Origin of the sequence: Kluyvera sichuanensis (genome assembly GCF_014218705.1) — a bacterium.
GTDB classification, from domain to species: Bacteria; Pseudomonadota; Gammaproteobacteria; order Enterobacterales; family Enterobacteriaceae; genus Kluyvera; species Kluyvera sichuanensis.
This window is the reverse complement of sequence record NZ_JABBJF010000027.1, coordinates 47,425-65,418: the sequence shown is the minus strand read 5'-3', so window position 1 is coordinate 65,418 and position 17,994 is coordinate 47,425. Positions and strand designations below refer to the sequence as shown.

General features: G+C 52.4%; 17 protein-coding genes. 6 read left to right on the top strand and 11 right to left on the bottom strand.

All coding sequences use genetic code 11. From position 1 onward, the window contains the following. Positions 1–55 precede the first annotated feature (55 nt). From araH to HII27_RS21305, 4 genes are all read right to left on the bottom strand, one after another. Positions 56–1,036, bottom strand: a complete 981-nt coding sequence (araH, locus tag HII27_RS21320) for an arabinose ABC transporter permease AraH (RefSeq protein WP_185669428.1) — start codon at positions 1,034–1,036, stop codon at positions 56–58. A gap of 14 nt (positions 1,037–1,050) precedes the next feature. After that, entirely contained in the window at positions 1,051–2,565 is a 1,515-nt protein-coding gene (gene araG / locus HII27_RS21315) for an L-arabinose ABC transporter ATP-binding protein AraG (RefSeq protein ID WP_185669427.1), read from the bottom strand. Positions 2,566–2,628: 63 nt separating this feature from the next. Then, positions 2,629–3,609 carry an arabinose ABC transporter substrate-binding protein gene (locus tag HII27_RS21310; RefSeq protein ID WP_185669426.1) on the bottom strand — a complete coding sequence of 327 codons (981 nt, stop codon included), beginning with the start codon at positions 3,607–3,609 and terminating at the stop codon, positions 2,629–2,631. 302 nt (positions 3,610–3,911) lie between these two features. Next, positions 3,912–4,469 (bottom strand): DJ-1/PfpI family protein, encoded by a 558-nt coding sequence (locus tag HII27_RS21305; RefSeq protein ID WP_185669425.1) that lies wholly within the window; start codon positions 4,467–4,469, stop codon positions 3,912–3,914. 632 nt (positions 4,470–5,101) lie between these two features. On the opposite strand from HII27_RS21305, the gene HII27_RS21300 reads away from it, so the two are divergent. Next, positions 5,102–5,605, top strand: a complete 504-nt coding sequence (locus tag HII27_RS21300; RefSeq protein ID WP_185669424.1) for a non-heme ferritin-like protein — start codon at positions 5,102–5,104, stop codon at positions 5,603–5,605. A 77-nt stretch (positions 5,606–5,682) separates the two neighbouring features. Here the strand turns inward: HII27_RS21300 and HII27_RS21295 are convergent, their stop codons facing one another. Together HII27_RS21295 and azuC are read right to left on the bottom strand one after the other, a co-directional pair. After that, positions 5,683–5,934 carry a DUF2766 family protein gene (locus HII27_RS21295; RefSeq protein WP_185669423.1) on the bottom strand — a complete coding sequence of 84 codons (252 nt, stop codon included), beginning with the start codon at positions 5,932–5,934 and terminating at the stop codon, positions 5,683–5,685. A gap of 81 nt (positions 5,935–6,015) precedes the next feature. Continuing rightward, on the bottom strand, positions 6,016–6,105 hold the full coding sequence (gene azuC / locus HII27_RS21290) for a stress response protein AzuC (protein WP_015963980.1): 90 nt from the start codon (positions 6,103–6,105) through the stop codon (positions 6,016–6,018). 208 nt (positions 6,106–6,313) lie between these two features. Between azuC and HII27_RS21285 the strand changes: the two genes are divergently transcribed. Then, entirely contained in the window at positions 6,314–7,738 is a 1,425-nt protein-coding gene (locus HII27_RS21285) for an MFS transporter (RefSeq protein WP_185669422.1), read from the top strand. A 62-nt stretch (positions 7,739–7,800) separates the two neighbouring features. On the opposite strand, the gene HII27_RS21280 is transcribed toward HII27_RS21285, so the two are convergent. Beyond that, positions 7,801–8,439: an RpiB/LacA/LacB family sugar-phosphate isomerase gene (locus tag HII27_RS21280; RefSeq protein ID WP_185669421.1), complete on the bottom strand. Its 639-nt coding sequence runs from the start codon at positions 8,437–8,439 to the stop codon at positions 7,801–7,803. 284 nt (positions 8,440–8,723) lie between these two features. On the opposite strand from HII27_RS21280, the gene HII27_RS21275 reads away from it, so the two are divergent. The 3 genes from HII27_RS21275 to ftnA all read left to right on the top strand — a co-directional run bounded on the left by HII27_RS21275 (position 8,724) and on the right by ftnA (position 12,014). Continuing rightward, positions 8,724–10,910, top strand: coding sequence for an HD domain-containing phosphohydrolase (locus HII27_RS21275; RefSeq protein ID WP_185669420.1), 2,187 nt, complete (start codon positions 8,724–8,726; stop codon positions 10,908–10,910). Positions 10,911–10,994: 84 nt separating this feature from the next. Beyond that, the gene (gene yecR / locus HII27_RS21270) at positions 10,995–11,330 is read left to right on the top strand and encodes a YecR family lipoprotein (RefSeq protein ID WP_185669419.1); all 336 of its coding nucleotides are present in this window, start codon (positions 10,995–10,997) and stop codon (positions 11,328–11,330) included. A 186-nt stretch (positions 11,331–11,516) separates the two neighbouring features. Beyond that, a complete protein-coding gene (ftnA, locus tag HII27_RS21265; RefSeq protein ID WP_185669418.1) occupies positions 11,517–12,014 on the top strand; it encodes a non-heme ferritin in 498 nt (165 codons plus the stop codon). 35 nt (positions 12,015–12,049) lie between these two features. Here ftnA and HII27_RS21260 read toward each other — a convergent pair whose 3' ends face one another. Next, positions 12,050–12,289, bottom strand: a complete 240-nt coding sequence (locus tag HII27_RS21260; RefSeq protein WP_185669417.1) for a YecH family metal-binding protein — start codon at positions 12,287–12,289, stop codon at positions 12,050–12,052. Positions 12,290–12,484: 195 nt separating this feature from the next. Between HII27_RS21260 and tyrP the strand changes: the two genes are divergently transcribed. Next, positions 12,485–13,696, top strand: coding sequence for a tyrosine transporter TyrP (tyrP, locus tag HII27_RS21255; protein ID WP_185669416.1), 1,212 nt, complete (start codon positions 12,485–12,487; stop codon positions 13,694–13,696). Between the two features lie 80 nt (positions 13,697–13,776). Here the strand turns inward: tyrP and HII27_RS21250 are convergent, their stop codons facing one another. The 3 genes from HII27_RS21250 to HII27_RS21240 all read right to left on the bottom strand — a co-directional run bounded on the left by HII27_RS21250 (position 13,777) and on the right by HII27_RS21240 (position 17,921). Continuing rightward, positions 13,777–14,610, bottom strand: a complete 834-nt coding sequence (locus tag HII27_RS21250) for a GIY-YIG nuclease family protein (protein WP_185669415.1) — start codon at positions 14,608–14,610, stop codon at positions 13,777–13,779. Positions 14,611–14,781: 171 nt separating this feature from the next. Beyond that, on the bottom strand, positions 14,782–16,911 hold the full coding sequence (locus HII27_RS21245; RefSeq protein WP_317983862.1) for a TonB-dependent receptor: 2,130 nt from the start codon (positions 16,909–16,911) through the stop codon (positions 14,782–14,784). A gap of 344 nt (positions 16,912–17,255) precedes the next feature. Next, positions 17,256–17,921, bottom strand: coding sequence for a YecA/YgfB family protein (locus HII27_RS21240; protein ID WP_185669414.1), 666 nt, complete (start codon positions 17,919–17,921; stop codon positions 17,256–17,258). Positions 17,922–17,994: the final 73 nt, after the last annotated feature.

The following is a 17,994-nucleotide window of genomic DNA, read 5'->3' as shown; positions in this document are numbered from 1 at the left end:
AATGCCTATCTGTAGCCCGGCCGAGCAACGCGACGCCGGGACAAACACCAAACGATCAGACGGTACGCTTCGCCTTCTGTTTGTAGCGGTCAAAAATTACCGCCGCCAGCAGAATCAATCCTCGCACCACATACTGCGAGAACGGCGAAATGTTCAGCAGGTTCATGGCGTTCTCCACCGTCCCCAGAATCAGGATCCCGGCGACCACGTACGAGATCTTACCAATCCCCCCTTTCAGCGACACCCCGCCAAGTACGCACGCCGAGATAACGATAAGCTCATAGCCGATTGAGGTCATCGGCTGGCCGCTGGTCATGCGCGATGCCAGAATAATCCCCGCCGCCGCCGACACCAGGCCGGAGAGCACAAAGATAATGATTTTGGTGCGCACCACCGGAACCCCGGCCAGACGCGCCGCCTCTTCGTTGCCACCAATCGCCAGCGTGTTACGACCAAAGGTGGTTTTGTTGAGCAGCAGGCCAAAGATAATCAGGCAGCCGACGGTTAACCAGATGGGTGCTGGCAGACCTAACCAGTTGGCATAGCCGAGGGCAAAAAAGCGCTCGTCTTCAATCCCAACCGCTTTACCGTCTGAGATAATGTAGGCCAGGCCACGTACTATCTGCATGGTGGCAAGAGTGGTAATCAGCGCGTTGATTTTCAGCTTTGCAATCACAAAACCGTTGACCAGACCGCTAAGCGCCCCCAGCAACAGACCGGCAAAAACGCCAATCCACAGGCTTTCGGTGAGATTAATCACCACCGCCGTGGTTACCCCCGCGCAGGCAATAACCGAGGCAACCGACAGGTCAAAGTCGCCAGAGGCCAGGCAGAACAGCATCCCGCAGGCCACCATACCCGACATCGAAATCGCCAGCCCCAGCCCCTTCATGTTGATAAATGAGGCAAAGTTAGGCACAAAAATAGCGCAGCAGATAAACAGCACAGCAAAGACCACCAGCATGCCGTACTGATCCCAGATACGGCCAAAGCTCAGCGACGTGCGGCGCGCGCCCGGTGTAGTAACAGATGACATCGTAACCTCCTTCCTCAGGCAACCGCCTGACCGACTTTAGGCATCGCCAGGCTTAACGCCTGTTGTTCATTAGCGCTGTCGTGCAGCAACTCCCCGGATAATTCCCCTTCCCGCATCACCAGGATGCGGTCGGCCACGCCCAATACTTCCGGCAGGTCGCTGGAGGCAAAGAGCACCGCCACGCCGGAGGCTGCCAGCGCGTAAATCACGTTATAAATTTCATGCTTGGCCCCTACGTCGATACCGCGCGTCGGCTCATCGAGCAGGATGACCTTCATATCCTCGGATAACCAACGCCCCAGGATCGCCTTCTGCTGATTGCCTCCGGAGAGGTTCATAATCAGCTGCTGGGCACCAGGCGTTTTGATATTGAGCGATTGAATATGGTGATCGGCGTTGGTCGCTTCCCAGCCATTGTTGATAACGCAGCCAGCATGGATGTGTTTACGCCGGGCGCTGATGTTGATGTTATCGCGCACCGAATGAACGGGAATAATCCCTTCGGCTTTACGGTCTTCCGGGCACAGCATCATCCCGGCGCGAATCGCCTGCGCGGGCTTATCAATCGTCACTGGTTGACCATCAATGTAAATCTGCCCGCCGCTCAAGCGGGTGCCGCCGAAGATCCCCTTCATCAGTTCACTTCGCCCAGCCCCCACCAGCCCGAACAGACCGACGATTTCACCGCTGCGTACCGCCAGCGATATTGGCGTACGCACGCCCGGCGCTTTAACCTGCTCAAGACGCAGGCGCTCTTCGCCATATTCACGTGGCTGCCAGCCGTAGATATCGCCGATTTCGCGCCCGACCATCGCCTGCACCAATCGGTCGTGGCTTACCGTCTGCATATCATCAAAGGTGCAAACATAACGGCCATCTTTAAACACGGTTATCGCATCGCTAAGCGCAAAGATCTCCTCCATACGGTGGGAGACATAGACGATCACCCGCCCCTCTTTGCGCAGCTCGCGGATCACCCGAAACAGGTTGTCGATCTCACGCGCCGAGAGCGAACTGGTGGGTTCATCAAAGGCGATAACCTTGGCGTTACGCGCCACCGCCTTAGCAATCTCCACCATCTGCCACTGGCCGATGGAGAGATATTTCAACGGGGTATCAGGGTCAATATCCAGCCCCAGATGCTCCAGCTGCAGACGCGCTTCATAGTTTAAGAGTGAGCGATTAACGAAGCCGCCTCGGCTCGGCAATTGCCCAAGGTAGATATTTTCCGCCACGGTCATTTCCGGGACGAGATGCAGTTCCTGGTAAATAATGGCGATACCTGCGTTCAGCGCCGCAGTGGTATCGGCAAAAGAAATCTCTTCTCCACGCAGTAGCAAAGACCCGGAGGTCGGCGCGTAGTTGCCGCTGAGAATTTTCAGCAGCGTCGATTTTCCGGCACCGTTTTCCCCCATCAGCGCATGCACCTGGCCGCTATAGCAATCGAAGCTAATATCGGACAGCGCCTTAACGCCGGGGAAGGTCTTACTGATACCGCGGAAAGAGAGATAAGGGGTCGACTGTTGCATCGCAACCTCCACAATGACACAACTCGTCTCCCTCCGCCGTTGCGAAGGGAGCACTATCAGGACTCAGAGACCTTTTTTCGCCAGCTCTTCTTTGAAGTTATCGCGAGTAATCAGCACCACGTCGGTCACCGCGGTAAATTTCGGTGGTTCCGCGCCTTTCTGCACCCAGTTGTAGAGCAGTTCACTGGTCTTATAGCCGTGGATATCCGGGCTTGGCAGCAGTGAGCCAAAGAAGCCGGTCGCCTGCGCTTTTGACAGTTCGTTCACCGCATCGACGCCGTTAATACCGATACCAATGACGTTCGCCGCTTTAAAGCCCTGGCCTTCCGTCGCGCGGACGCCGCCCAGCACGGTGTTGTCGTTCATCCCGATAATCAGCCACTGTTTCACTTCCGGATGCTGTACCAGCAGGGAGTTACCAGCATCGAAAGCGCCAGGGATATCGTTAGATTTGGTTGGGACCTGATAGATCTGTTTTTCCGGGAAGCCCGCGGCTTTCAGGGCATCCATTGAGCCGGTGGTACGACGACGCGCCGTATCCAGTTCGTTGGCGGTAATCGCCATCACGCCGGTGGTTTTGACATCCCAGCCGCGCTTTTGCATCTCTTTATAGAGTTCCTGCCCCTGACGCGCGCCGATTTCACTGGCGGCCATCATCACCAGCGGCACATCTTCCATCGGTTTGCCTTTGGCATTGACGAACTGGTCATCGACGGTAATCACCTTCATGTCATAACCGCGCGCCTTCGCTACGATGGCTGGCCCCAATTTTGGGTCCGGCGTACAGATAACGAAGCCTTTCGCCCCGCTGGCCGCCAGGCTGTCGATCGCATTCAGCGTTTTCTCTCCGTCCGGCACGGCAATTTTAATCACGTCAAAGCCGAGGTCTTTACCGGCCTTATCGGCAAACTTCCATTCCGTCTGGAACCAGGGTTCCTCCGGTTGCTTCACTAAAAAACCGAGCTTGAGATTTTCGGCCATAGCCGATTGTGACATAACCGCTGCCAGACCAATGGCCGCCAGCGCTTTGGTAAATTTGTGCATGGTTAACTCCAGCCTTAATGTTCTTTTATGTAGGGAAAATCAAATAGGTGATTTAAATTAGACATAAAACAATGTATTAGCTGTTTTATTAACAGCGTTAACGTTGTTGAAACATTAATAGCCAGGAATTGGCTTTGCAGAAGAGAGCGGCATCACACGGCAGAATTACAGTAAAGTGATGCATATATTCAGCAAATAAGTACATATAAGACGCGTGAATTGTCAGACAATTCACGCGGGGGAATAGCAGATATCTCTATATCAGCAGCGGGAATATCCCTTTAGGCGGAATTCGCGCAGTATTACCAACGGTAATAGATATGATCGGCGTGATCGCGCACCGGCGCTTCATCACCCAGCAGGCGGGCCGAAACGGTAAAGGCGAAATCAAAGACGTGACCGAAGCCTTTGCCGCTGATCAGGTTGCCATCTTCCACCACCGGCGCATCAACGTATTCGCCGTTTTTGACGTCCTGCCATAAATCACCGGAGCAGACGTAACGACGCCCCTTCAGCAGATCGTTACCTGCTAATACACGTGCTGCCGCTGAGCAGATTGGGCAGATCAGTTTGCCGGCCGCATCGTGAGCGGCGACAAATTTAACCACGTCTTTATTCGCCGCCAGATTCACACTTCCCTGTGGGCCGCCCGGCAGAACCACCGCGTCATACAGCGTATCGAGACGTTCTGCCAGCGTCGCATCGGCGACCATCGGAATATCGTGATAGCTCACTACCGCGCGAGATTCGGCGCACGATACCAGTTCAACGCCGATGTGCAAACGGCGCAGAATATCGATAGTGACAATCGCTTCCCCTTCTTCAAAGCCTGGGGCCAGCAGTACAGCAACCTGTTTCATTTTAACTCCTGTCATTTGAAATCAACGAGTCTTCCCTGAAGCGACGAAACGGGAAGGACTTTACGTAGTTTTTATTACCGAGAACATAATCCTCTAGCCTGCTAATACCAAAAATGATCTAAAACAAATTGAACATCATTCTGATATTTAATACAGCCATCTGAAAATACGCGATTTAGTTAGCATTTATTATTCGTAAAATGCCATTCATAGTAAATAATACGTATTTCATTCGTTATTACCGAATGCAGCAATAAAAACAAGATCACGATCACACTTTTAAGTGCATACGTTGCAATAGCAATCTCTTATGTTAACAAAGCCTTACAGAGAATATACATATTCGTTATATCCACTATTAATCATAGCGTTACGAGAATACCTTCTTTCCTGGTTAGTTATTCACAATATAGGTTGTAACGAAACGTAAAAAGCAGTTCGTGAGACTTTTCTTATATCCATACTAAGAGTATTCTTTTATTCGACCGGGCGATATTATATCCCCCGGTCGGACGCAAGGACTACAGGTAATATGTAGTCACACTCAAACGCGGAAATAGCGCATGGTTGGCAGCTATTACGCACTATGCGATGTCACGCGTGTCGTTCCTACCAGTAATAAGGATATTTGTATGGCAGTTCCAGGAATGGTTCAAAAGCTTAATGCACAGATGAATCTTGAATTTTCTGCATCTAATCATTATTTGCGTTTGAGCGAGTGGTGCTCAGAACATCGGCTGAATGGAACCGCGACGTTTCTACGTTCACGGGCACAGTCCAGCGTAACGCAGATGATGCGGGTGTTCGATTATATGAAGAAATCTGGCGCTTATCCGGTGGTTAAGGCTTTTGAAACTTGCGAAGATAAATGTGCCACCCTCGAAGATCTTTTCCTTAAAACTCTTGAAGACCACCACCAGCGTGCGTCTACGTTGTCAGAATTAACTGAACAAGCGAAAGTGCTTCATGACGATAGCACCCTGAGTTTCCTGAACGCACTGGAAGAAGAACAGGAACAGGATGGTATCTTGCTGAAGACAATTCTGGATGAAGTGCGCAGCGCGCGTAAAGCAGGCCTGTGCATTCAGCAAACCGATCAGCATCTGCTGAATATTGTTTCTCAACAACACCATTAATTGAATTCATAAGGGCGGGATCGCCGCCCTTATTTCAGGCGTATTCAGGGCGCTCTGCCCTGATACCTCACCGCGTATTAATGCGTTGCGTCCTGCGGCGTAAACTTCAGCTCAATCAGCGCAATCGCTTTCTGAATCGCACGCATCGTCACCGGGTCGGCCCCTGCCGGATGGGTGGTAAAATCGATGGTTTTCAGCTGGCTCGCCATTTTTTCACGGACTTCAACCGGGGCGATAACGTCAATAACGTCGAGGATCTGTTTGATAACGAGCTGGCAGGCCACGACATCGGATACCAGTTCATCGTTCGGGGTCAGGTTCTGAGACATTTTTTGCTCCTATTTTGCGGAGCGTAATAGTAACCTACTTTCGCAGAAGATAAAAAAACCTGCCGTGGCAGGTTTTTTTTATCAGAACATAGCGCCTGGCGGTACGTCTTTGAAAGTTTTGCAGTAGTTCTCAAACATGCTTTTGAGGATTTTACGCATGCGCTGTTTCATGTTGATGCTCCGGTTTGTTATGCAGGTGTTATTGTCTTTACGCACATAATATGACCGCCGTCACAAAAATCAACCATTTTGAGAGTTGAATCACGCTATTTTTATCGATTGCGTTAAATTTATAAAAAATTTGTTATAGAAATCTACCACTTACCAAATCTACAAAAGCTATAAATTTTAAAAATTATTTTGATAGGGTAAAACAACAATGAGTGAGCCTCTCCAGGCCCAGGCGAGCCGCGGGGTATCCCCTGCTGCGCTGCTTGTGGCCGGTGCATTCTTTATGGAGTTCCTGGATGGCACGGTGATTGCCACCGCCCTTCCTGATATGGCGAAAACTTTTGGCGTAGAAGCCGTTGACCTGAACATCGGCATCAGCGCCTACCTGATCACCCTCGCCGTGCTTATCCCCGCCAGCGGCTGGATTGCCGATCGCTTCGGTGCCAGGACGATCTTCAGTCTGGCGCTGGCGATCTTCACCGTCTCCTCCGTCTTCTGCGGCCTGGCGACCAGCGCCCATAGCTTTGTGGCAATGCGCATTTTACAAGGCGTCGGCGGCGCGCTCATGGTGCCGGTTGGGCGACTTGCCGTCCTGCGCACCACGCCCAAGCATCTGCTGATTACCGCCATCGCCACCCTGACCTGGCCCGCGCTCATCGCGCCGATCATCGGGCCACCGCTGGGCGGGTTTATCACCAAGGTCGCCGACTGGCGCTGGATCTTCTTTATTAACGTGCCGCTCGGCATCATTGCGATTCTGCTGGCGCTGCGTATTATCCCGAACATTCGCGACGATGAGCGTCGGCCTTTCGACCTACCGGGCTTTGTGGCGACCTCAGTCTCGATGGTGAGCCTGGTGTATGCCATGGAGCTGCTGGGAGCGGAAAAAATGCAGGGCGGATTAATCGTCGCGCTGCTGGTTATTGGCGCCGCGACCTTCTATTACGCCCTGCGCCATTTCCGCCGCAGCCCGTCACCGATGATCCGCATGGATGCGCTGCAGGTGCCCACGTTCCGGGTGACCATGTACGGCGGCTCGCTGTTCCGCGCCTCCATCAGCGCCGTGCCGTTCCTGCTGCCGCTGCTGTTCCAGGTCGGTTTCGGTATGGACCCGTTCCACTCTGGTCTGTTGGTGCTGGCGGTGTTCGTCGGTAACCTGACAATTAAGCCAGCCACCACGCCGCTTATCCGCAAGCTGGGCTTCCGTCGCCTGCTGCTGCTGAACGGCGCGCTGAACGTGATTGCGCTGGTCGCCTGTGCCTTCTTAACTCCGCAAACGCCGGTATGGGTCATTATGCTGGTGCTGTATCTCGGCGGCGTCTTCCGTTCGATTCAGTTCACTGGCGTCAGCACCCTGGCCTTTGCCGATGTGCCGTCCGCCCAGATGAGCTACGCCAATACGCTGTTCAGTACGGCTAGCCAACTGGCTATCGGCCTTGGCATCACGCTTGGGGCCATCGGTATACGGTTAGGAGAGAAGATTAGCGCCGTGCTCAGCCTTAGCGACGTGCCGGGCATCAGCTTCCGGCTGGCGTTCATCTTTATCGCGCTTATCTGTCTGGTGGGGATGATTGATACGCTGCACTTAACGCGGGATGCGGGCAGCGCGGTGTCGAAGAAAGTGAAGCAATAAGCGACACAAACAAAAAACCCACGCCATGGCGTGGGTTTTTATTTAACCGCTGAGCGTCAGGCTTATGCCAGCATCTCGCGAACAAAGGCTTCAATCTCTTTGTTCTGGCAGTTTTCAAAGAAGCATTCCTGGAAACGCTGACCGGAAACGGCGGTTTTCACCAGTGCAGGGTCGATAGCGCGCAGGGTATCCAGATAGTTTTCTTTCACTACCGCAGCTTTAACCTGGTTCAGGATGCCGGCGTTACGCACCTGTGGTTCTTTACGCTCTGGTGGGTAGCCTTCGCCGTTACGGCCGGTGAACGCTTTTTCGAACATGTAGCGAACGTTCAGCTCTGCGCCCCAGCCGTAGCCTTTAGCGAAAGCCAGAGACAGCGCGTTACCGTTGTTGATCTGAGCAAACAGGAAGGCGTCTGCTGGATCCAGGCAGTAGCCGCAGACCACGCCTGGGTGAATGTTCAGAGACATCATCGCGCCCTGGCCGGTACCGCAGCCGGTCACCACGAAATCTACCGCTTTGGAGTTCAGCAGGATGCTGGCCATAATACCCAGGTGGATATAGGTCAGGTGATGATCGTTCTCATCGCTCATACCCACGTTATAGACCGGGAAGCCTTTTTCATCGGCAACGGCTTTTAACTCATGATGAATAGTCGCGTTTTTGCTGGCCTGGCTATTTTCCATCATCAGTGCAATTTTCATTCTTTCCTCTCCTGAAAGCTAAGCGGCTTACCCGCAGTCGTTCGATTAGTCTATTCACCTTACTACCAGGCAAACACACTTTCAAATTTTATGAAAAGTTGTTTTGATTTTTACCGATGAGGTCACATTTTTGTCCAGGTGGCGCAGATAAAACCTTACACAAACCATTACTTATTTACTATCACCTGGCTGAATGGTCGACTACACTGGGTCTATGGGCAGAAAGCCCCTGCTGTTTGTCTGCGTTTCAATGGATGAAATCGTCACTACAAAGGAACTGATTTGTGACACAGGACTGCCGAGGACTTCGACACGCGCTGGGTCTCCTTGCTCTACTGACCCTGCTGCTAATTTGCCTGCCCCGCGCCCATGCGGCTCCGCCGCAAAAGACACGGGCGGCGGCCCCTATTCCCGTATGGATACTCGATGCCGATAGTTTCGAGTTCTGGCGCGACGCGCGGGGGCAATATCAGGGCTTCTACCCGGAACTGTTGCACGCCATTAATGCGCGCTACGGCTATAACCTGACGCTGCGCCCTATCGATGGCACCACCTTTGAGCAACGCTTTAACCACCATGACTATGGCCTCTACGCCAGCGTGTTGCAAACCAAAGACCATCTGAAAAACACGATTCTGTCGACCCGCCTGCTTGAAAATTCGATCGTTGCCGCCAGCATCACTCGCCAGGCCAAAACCATCACTGACATCAATAATACACGGGTTATTTTTCGCCGTAGCGACCCTACGCAGGCGCTGGTGAGAGAAACCTATCCGGCATTGCAGTTCCAGCAGATTATTGAAGTCGACAGCAGTAAAGAGGCGCTGCAGATCCTGCGCAGCGGCGGTGCGGATTTCTATATTAATGAAGACAGGGAAATCGGTAGCCCGCAATTTTACTACACCCTCTCCCGCCCGTTTGACTCGCTGCGTATTACCGCCTCATTTGGCATTAGCCCGGAGCTGATTTCGCTGCGCGACAACATCAACCAGTTGATCAACGAATGGCTGCAAAGCGGGAAACTGCAGGCGCTGGAGGAACAAAGCCAGCTCGAGTACTTCCGTCATTTCCTCACCATCACGCCTGAAGAGCACACCTGGCTGCAGGAAAACCGGCTCACCCTGTGGCTGCCAAAGAATGAAAACTTCGCGCCCATCATCTGGAAAGACAACCAGGGTTATCACGGCAGCGCGATCAGTATGGTGAACGATTTACGCGACCTGCTGAACATCAACGTCGACGTACAATTTGTTGATAACTACATGATAAGGATGAAAAATGAAGACTGGCCTATCCACCTTGCCGATATTATTGATGTGCGCGACGGCGCGCAAATGGAGGGGTTAGTCGGCCCGCTGGTGAACTGGTACAACGCCTATTACAACAAGGCTGGCGCTCCCTTTATTCTCGATGAAGAGCAGGTTCGCCATCAGCGCGTGGGGGTGATTCGCGGCTCGTTTGCCGCCTACTATCTGCGTCAACGGTTCGGCACCGATGTCACTCTGATTGCCCGAGCGTCGATCGATGAACTGCTCGATGCGATTGATAGCAACCATATCGACTTTATCCTTGGCGACCTCAGTTCGCTGGAGCAGGCGCTGCGCGGTAGCGATCTGTTTCGTGGCGCGCTGAAGGTTGCCGGGCTTACCCACTCCAGCTACCAGATTGGTACCTGGGTCAATCTTGCTCACCCGTTGTACGCGCTGCTCACTCAGGTGCATCTTATCTCCAGCAATCGCCACCAACTCACGCCGACGACCAACGTTGCGGCATCCACCTCCCTGAGCAAAAACGCATTGCAGATTATCAGCGCTGGGCTGCTGGCCCTGCTGTTCTTTATTCTTAGCCTGATGCTGATGATGTGGCGGCATATGAATAAGAACCGGGCCATTAACCGCAGCATTGTTGAGGCGATGGAGAAAATTAACCATGTCCATGATGATGAGACCGGGTGCCATATTCGCCGGGTAGCAGCCTATTGCAGCCTGCTGGCAGGCGCGCTAAAGCTACCGCCAAAGCATATCCGTGAGATAGAGACCTTCGCTTCCCTGCACGATATTGGCAAAATTGCCGTGCCTGAACATATTCTGCGAAAAAAAGGCAAATTGACCGACGATGAGTTTAAACAGATCCAACAGCACGCAATTAAAGGCTGGCGTATCGTCCAGGGGCTGGTGCTGGGATCGGTGGCAGAAAACCTGATTCACTATCACCACGAAAAATGGGACGGTACTGGCTATCCCGAAGGTTTAGCCGGAGAGGAGATCCCGCTGGAAGCTCGTATTCTGGCACTGGCCGATGTCTACGATGCCCTGCGGCAAAAGCGTGTTTATAAGCCGAGTTTTTCTCATGAAAGCGCCTACGAAATTATCGTCAGCAGCGCCGGCAGCCATTTTGACCCAACGCTGGTATCTCTGTTCTGCGAGCTACACCCGCAATTTAAGGCGATTTATGAGTCACAAGAGGATTAGCCCCAGGTTATTGCGGCTATTCAAAGGATTGCGTTCAGGAACGACAGCTACAATGAGATCACGATTATTGCGCAGAGCGAATTGATGAAAAGCCTCATTCTTATTCCCGCCCTCCTGGCTCTGACGGCCTGTACCGTACCCCGTGCGGCGAGCGTAAGCCAGGTTGATGCCAACAGCGGCATCGTCCGTCTGACCTATGGGCAGGCGATGTTGCAGAATGCAAAAACCGATAACTATCTCGCCCAGTCCGAGGCCAATAAGGCCTGCCAGCAGATAGGATACGCCACCGCCTTTTCCTACGGCCAGCCTATCACCACCTGTACAACCACCAGCGGTTCGCTGTGTCTGAACGAACACATCACCTTGCAGTATCAGTGCCGCGGTATTGCCAACGTTCCCACCTCCGCCGCCTATTATTAAATGCGCGCCGGTGTATTCCGGCGTTAATATCACAATAAAATAAACCGTTATATTTATGCCAATGCGTTTTATTCCCATTCGCATTATTAAATAAATGTTTTTATATTTACCTTTTGCAAATAAATTAATAACAATTTATAGTGCCGCTGTAATTAACTCGTAACGTATTTTTCCAGGAGCGAAAACATGCTTAAAGCGGCAATGATCGAGAAATTAAATGAACAGATGAATCTCGAACTCTATTCTTCTCTGCTGTATCAGCAGATGAGCGCCTGGTGTAGCTTCAATAGTTTTGAAGGGGCTGCGGCCTTTTTACGCCGCCACGCTCAGGAAGAGATGACCCATATGCAGCGCCTGTTTGATTACCTGACCGATACCGGCAGCCTGCCGCGTATTGCCACCATTCAGACCCCGTTTGCCGAATATGCGTCACTGGACGAACTGTTCCGCGTGACCTACGAGCATGAACAGCTGATTACCAGTAAAATCAATGAACTGGCTCACGCAGCAATGACCAATCAGGACTATCCGACCTTTAATTTCCTGCAGTGGTATGTGGCTGAGCAGCACGAAGAAGAGAAGCTGTTTAAATCCGTTATCGATAAGCTGACGCTGGCGGGTAAAAGCGGTGAAGGCCTGTACTTTATTGATAAAGAGCTGGCCACGCTCGATACACAAAATTAAGGTTCGTGCAGCGGCGTATTTCACGCCGCTGCCGATTAATGGCGACAGATTTTACTTTCCGTCGTCGTAAAGCCAGATTCCTGCGGAATAAACTTCCCTTTCTTATGCAGAAACGCGACCAGTTCGCCAGCACTCATATTTTCCGCTGAACAGGTATGAAAACGCGCCTGCTCGCCAAAGCGTGCATGAATGGCCGTTTCCAGGCTTTCAATACTGTACTGCTCACCTGAATCAATCATCATATTCAGGACTTCATGACCGTGAATGGATTCCATTATTCCTCCTGTAAAAAATGCCACCATAAACTGCATTTACTTTGCATGTTTTGCGCTAACGCAGCTTTTATCACACCGCCTTAAATCGTAAATAATACTGTACACCTGCTGTAATTCAGATTTGACGAACCTTCGGGTTTCACATACTCTGCGCGACATCTTTGGTCGTTAATCTGTTCTGCAGTAGAGGAAAGCGTGAAGAACCGTACCCTGGGGAGTATTTTAATCGTAGCCGGCACCACGATCGGCGCAGGAATGTTGGCGATGCCTTTGGCATCGGCGGGCGTAGGCTTTGGCGTCACCGTCTTGCTGCTAGCAGGCCTATGGGCGCTGATGTGCTATACCGCCCTGCTGCTGCTGGAAGTCTACCAGCACGTACCTGCCGACACCGGTCTCGGGACGCTGGCGCTACGCTACCTCGGCCGCTACGGCCAGTGGGCGACCGGTTTTAGCATGATGTTCTTGATGTATGCGTTAACCGCCGCCTACATCAGCGGCGCAGGCGAACTGCTGGCTTCCAGCCTGAGCCAGTGGTTCAGCATGGATATGCCGCCGTCACTTGGCGTGCTGCTGTTTACCGCCGTCGGCGGGCTGGTGATTTGTATTGGCACTTCGCTGGTCGATCTGTTTAACCGTTTCCTGTTCAGCGCCAAAATCATCTTTCTGATCGTCATGCTGATCTTGCTGCTGCCGCATATCCACAAGATCAACCTGATGACGCTACCGCTGGAGCAGGGTCTGGCGCTCTCGGCAATCCCAGTGATTTTCACCTCCTTCGGCTTTCATGGCAGCGTGCCGAGCATCGTCAGCTATATGAACGGCGATATTCGTAAACTGCGCGGCGTGTTTGTTATCGGCAGCGCTATCCCGCTGGTTGCCTATCTGTTCTGGCAGCTCGCCACGCTCGGCAGCATCGACTCGCCGGTGTTCAGCGCGCTGATGGAACAACACTCCGGGCTGAACGGCCTGCTGCTGGCAATCCGTGAAGTGGTGGCCTCGCCGCACGTCGAACTGGCGGTCCACCTGTTTGCCGACCTGGCGCTGGCAACCTCATTCCTCGGCGTGGCGTTAGGGCTGTTCGACTACCTGGCCGATCTGTTCCAGCGCAAAAACAGCGTGCGTGGCCGTCTGCAAACCGGTGCCATCACCTTCCTGCCGCCGCTGGCCTTCGCGCTGTTTTACCCACGTGGGTTCGTGATGGCGCTCGGCTATGCCGGCGTCGCGCTGGCGGTACTGGCGCTGATTATTCCGTCGCTGCTGACGATGCAAAGCCGTAAACACCACCCGGAAGGCGGCTATCGCGTGGCGGGTGGCAAACCGGTGCTGTGGCTGGTCTTTGCCTGCGGGATTGCGGTGATTTTGATTCAGGCGGGGATTGCGACGGGGTTGCTGCCGTCGGTGGGGTAACATCGCGACTGCTGCCTGGCCCTTACTTTTTTAGTTTCCCAGGCCAGGCAGCATTGTCGGTTCCAGCGTTGAGCCAATAATTACACCTTTATCCTTTTCAGGATTTCCTCTACCGCTAGGTAGTTATGGTATTTCTTCTGAATGCTGTGGTTATATTTTTCAAGTGCGCGATCCCAATAGGTAGCAATGCCCTCATGTACCCCAGGTAGTTCCAGAAACTCAAGACAGTCTGCAAAATCGCCGCGAAACGACACCGATTTCGAATCCGGCAAGGCCGTTTTGTAGTAACCCGTCGCTATCTCTCCATCGCGCTTTCTTAACCACGCCAATGTCCTCTGATGCTTCAAAATCAGGCTATCCATACGTAGCATATTCGATTGATAGTCGTTGGCCCTCGTACAAAAAGCCACTTCATGACTATGAATATTGAGCGTAAAGAAGCGAGCCCAGCCAGAATGAGTGGCGCCAGGAAAGAGAGTAAACGTCCAGACTCCCTCTTTTGAACGCCAGCGTTCGCATCCTGCAGTGCTGAACAACTTAACCAAATAATCACTCATTGCCTGGTTATGAAACATACGATCAATTTTGGGGCGCGCGGTCGGGAGTAATGGTCCAAGTTCTTCAAGACGCAGTGAAACATCGCTAGCCGGTATCAGGAAAAGTTCTTTTTGGTTAGGGATGTCCCGACAAAGGCTGTCACGATAAATATAATGCAGATGATGTTCCACCTCACGCCAGTTATCAACTTCCCTAAAATCAACGATATGCCATGGTGCATACTGACTGTAGGCTGGCATCTTATCTATCTCTTTACATCTTTTCTGTGGCAGATAATCGGTTCCACCAATCTTGATATAATTCGTTTTTTCGGATGCCAGAATATAGACATAGCCATGTGTAGATACCCTATTCATATCAACCTCTGCTATTCCATGCAAAAATCCTTTCGCCCACAATAGCAGAGTGTTTTACAACTGAAATCCGATAAACGACGTAGTTTGTTGCGCGCGATATACAAATACTGCAGCGCCTGCTATTTAGCGCCTCAGCGCTAAATAGCAGTTCAAACAGCTGAAAAACCAGCGCTAGAAATCAAACGTAACAGATGCCCGCACTTCGCGCCCCGGGCCGAGGAAAGCGCTTTCTGAGCCGCCGGATCCGTTAATATCGCCAGGGAAAATCGATGCCCAGTAGTGCTCGTCGGTGACGTTGGTGACGTCAACGCGCCAGGTCGAGCCGACGTTCTCAATCTTCCTGTTGTAACGCAGGCCGAGATCCAGCGTGGTGTAACTGGCCGCCCAGGTGGTGTTGGTGTCGTTTGCCGCGCGCTTGCCGGTGTAATGGACGTTAGCGTCATACACCACGGACGGAATCGACGGCAGGCTGTACTCCATCAGAATATTACCCTGCACCTTCGGTACGCCAACGACGCGTTTATCGGTGGTGGTTTCATCACCGGTATCTTTCAGCTGCGGATCCAACAAGGTGACGCCGCTATAGATATTCAGCGTTGACCAGACGTTGCCGTTTGCCGTCAGCTCCAGCCCTTTGTTGAGCTGCTCGCCTTCTTCGCGGAAATAGTCGTCATCATCAACGTAGGCGAACGGACGCTTCAGGCGGAACAGCGCCGCGCCGTAGTTCATCCCGCCTTCCGTTGCTTTGATACCAAACTCAAGCTGCTGGCTGCGGTAAGGATCCAGCGTCTGACCGGCGTTTTTCACACCGTCATCGGTCGGCGCGGTATCGCCCATCTCCAGTGAATCGGCGTAGCTGATATAGGTCATCACCGACGGCACGATTTTATACATCAGCGCCGCTTCCGGGCTCATGCCCTGCTGATCGTCCTGATCGGTCTTCTCACCGGTTTTGGCGTAGCTTTGCGTCTCCATCCAGCTCTGGCTGAGATAGATCATGGCCGACCACTGCGGGTTAAAGGCAATGGTGTCACCGGCGGTGATGCTCTGCTGGCTGCTGGTTCCCGATTTGTAGCGGTCGCCGTCGGTATGAATTTTACCGTCCGACGGCTCTACCATCGCGTCCGGGTCATACATATTGGTGGTGCCCAGATCGTAGCTCTGGCTTTTACCCGTCGCCGAATAGCTAATTTGCTGATAGCCGGTTGTCGACAGCGCCACATCATGGCCCCAACTGCCGGTGTCGAAGTGGCCATTCAGGGTCATTAAATCACTTAATACCCGAAAACGCCCTGCCGCGCTGTAGTCGCTAATCGAACGATCGATATCGCCTTTATTATCGACAATTTTATTCGTCACATTGCGTGTGGCGCGGTCAGCCTGTTGATATCCCGCCGCCGTGGTTAAATACCAGTCCGGGGAGAAATAATTAATCAGTTTGGTGCTGATAGTATCGGTGGTTAAATCTTCCCCCGCCGTATTGAGCGCCAGATTTTTATTTTGTGGGTCTGGCGCTTTCGGTAACTGAATATCATCGCTGTAGCTGAAACCGCCCGGATACCCTTTCTGGATAAATTCATAATGGCTGGCGTTCAATTGCAGTTGCGTGCCCGGACGGATATCCCAGTCCAACGCCAGAGAGGCCAATTTCCGGCGCAGCGTACTGCCGACCACATCACCTTCGCCGTCTTCATCCAGTAAATTGAGTCGATAGCCAAACTGCTTATTGCTGCCCACCGTATCGCCTAAATCAAGATGGCCGGAATAGGCGCTGCGCCCTTGATAAGAGGCGGTGACGCTATGGTAAGCCTGCGGCGTAGGCCGTTTCTGCACAAAGTTAAACTGACCTGCCGGGCTCGCCGGGCCGTACAGCGCGCCGGTCAGGCTATTGACCACATCGAGGCGATCCAGCATTTCTACCGGGAACGCCGTGGTGGAGACAATATTCAGCCCGTCAAGACGGCTGTTTGCCACCACGCTGCCTTCCATGCCGCGGCTTTGCGGGCGGCCGACATCCAGCCCACCGCGCGCTTCCATCTGCGTACTCGGCGCATATTTGAGTAAATCGTTGACGCTTTTCGCCTGCTGATTTTTTATCATCGCCTGGCTGATGGTATTGCTGGAATAGGGCGTATCAATCCACTGCTTATTTCCCAGCGGCCCTAACTCAATATCATCTGCGACAAAGCCGGACCCCGCCTGGGAATCGGAGGTGTCCTCCGGTGCCGCAGCCGTCACGACCATATTGTCTTCTTTTTTCGTTTGCTGCTGAGAAGAGAGACTACCGTTTGCAAGCACCACCTGCGGACACAACGCTGCGGCAGATGAAAAGAGAACTATCCGCCAACCGTACTTATTTTTCACTTAAAAACCTATTATTTAAATCGCTATATAAAAATTTATATTACGATCGTTAATAGCCCTGCCGTTTGCGTTTGATCAACATTCACAATACGTCCACATTGTGTGTTTTTTACGTAAGAATATCTCTTTATATAAATAGAGAGTAAATAATAAATATTTGTATGATGATTGAATTCAGCGTATCGCGAATTGTAAGGTGATGTGATTAAATCGAGGATTATCCGGGCAACAACCCCTTATTGGCGGTGAAATAAAAAGGGACCATCAGGCCCCTTAAAAAATTATTTTCCGCAGCACTGCTTATATTTCTTACCGCTGCCGCACGGGCAAGGGTCATTACGCCCAACCTTCTGCTCGTTTTTAATCGGTTGTTTGACCGGCGCTTCTTTCGGATTGTCCATCCAATAGTCAAACAGCGCCAGCGCCGCCGGGCTGATGCTATCGATGCTGTCGAGATACTGCTCGGCAGTGAAAGCACCCAGCGCCGTTGTTTTTTCTTCATCACCGTGCAACGCAATGCAGTCAAACGCCGCCTGCAGCTCTTCCGGCAGGCCGGACCAATCGGTCAGCGCCGCACCGCGCAGGTAGCCATAGCACCACTCTTCAACGATGGTCAGCTCCTGGCCCTCTTCTTCGCGGGTACCAAACAGCGGATCAAACTGATCCGGGTAGTCGTTCAGACGGTCGGCGATGTCGCTCATATGCTGCAGCGTCAGATTGACGAAACGGTCACGCTCGCGGTCGGTCGCCCAGTGTGGCACGTGGTCGGCTCCGCCCCAAACGGCAAACATCCACTCGGCAGGTTCAATCTCCAGTGGAGACGACAGAATCGCCGTCAGCATGCCGTCCAGTTCAGACACATCAATAATTGACGCATCGGTGGCATACTTTGCAATTGTTTCGTCCAGCCATTCCAGTTCGCTTTCGGTTAACGGTCCCGTTTTCATACTCTTTCTCTATCGTTGTTGATGAGGCATATCAGTTAAGGCGCAATGATGCAGGAGTTTGCCGTTGAACTCC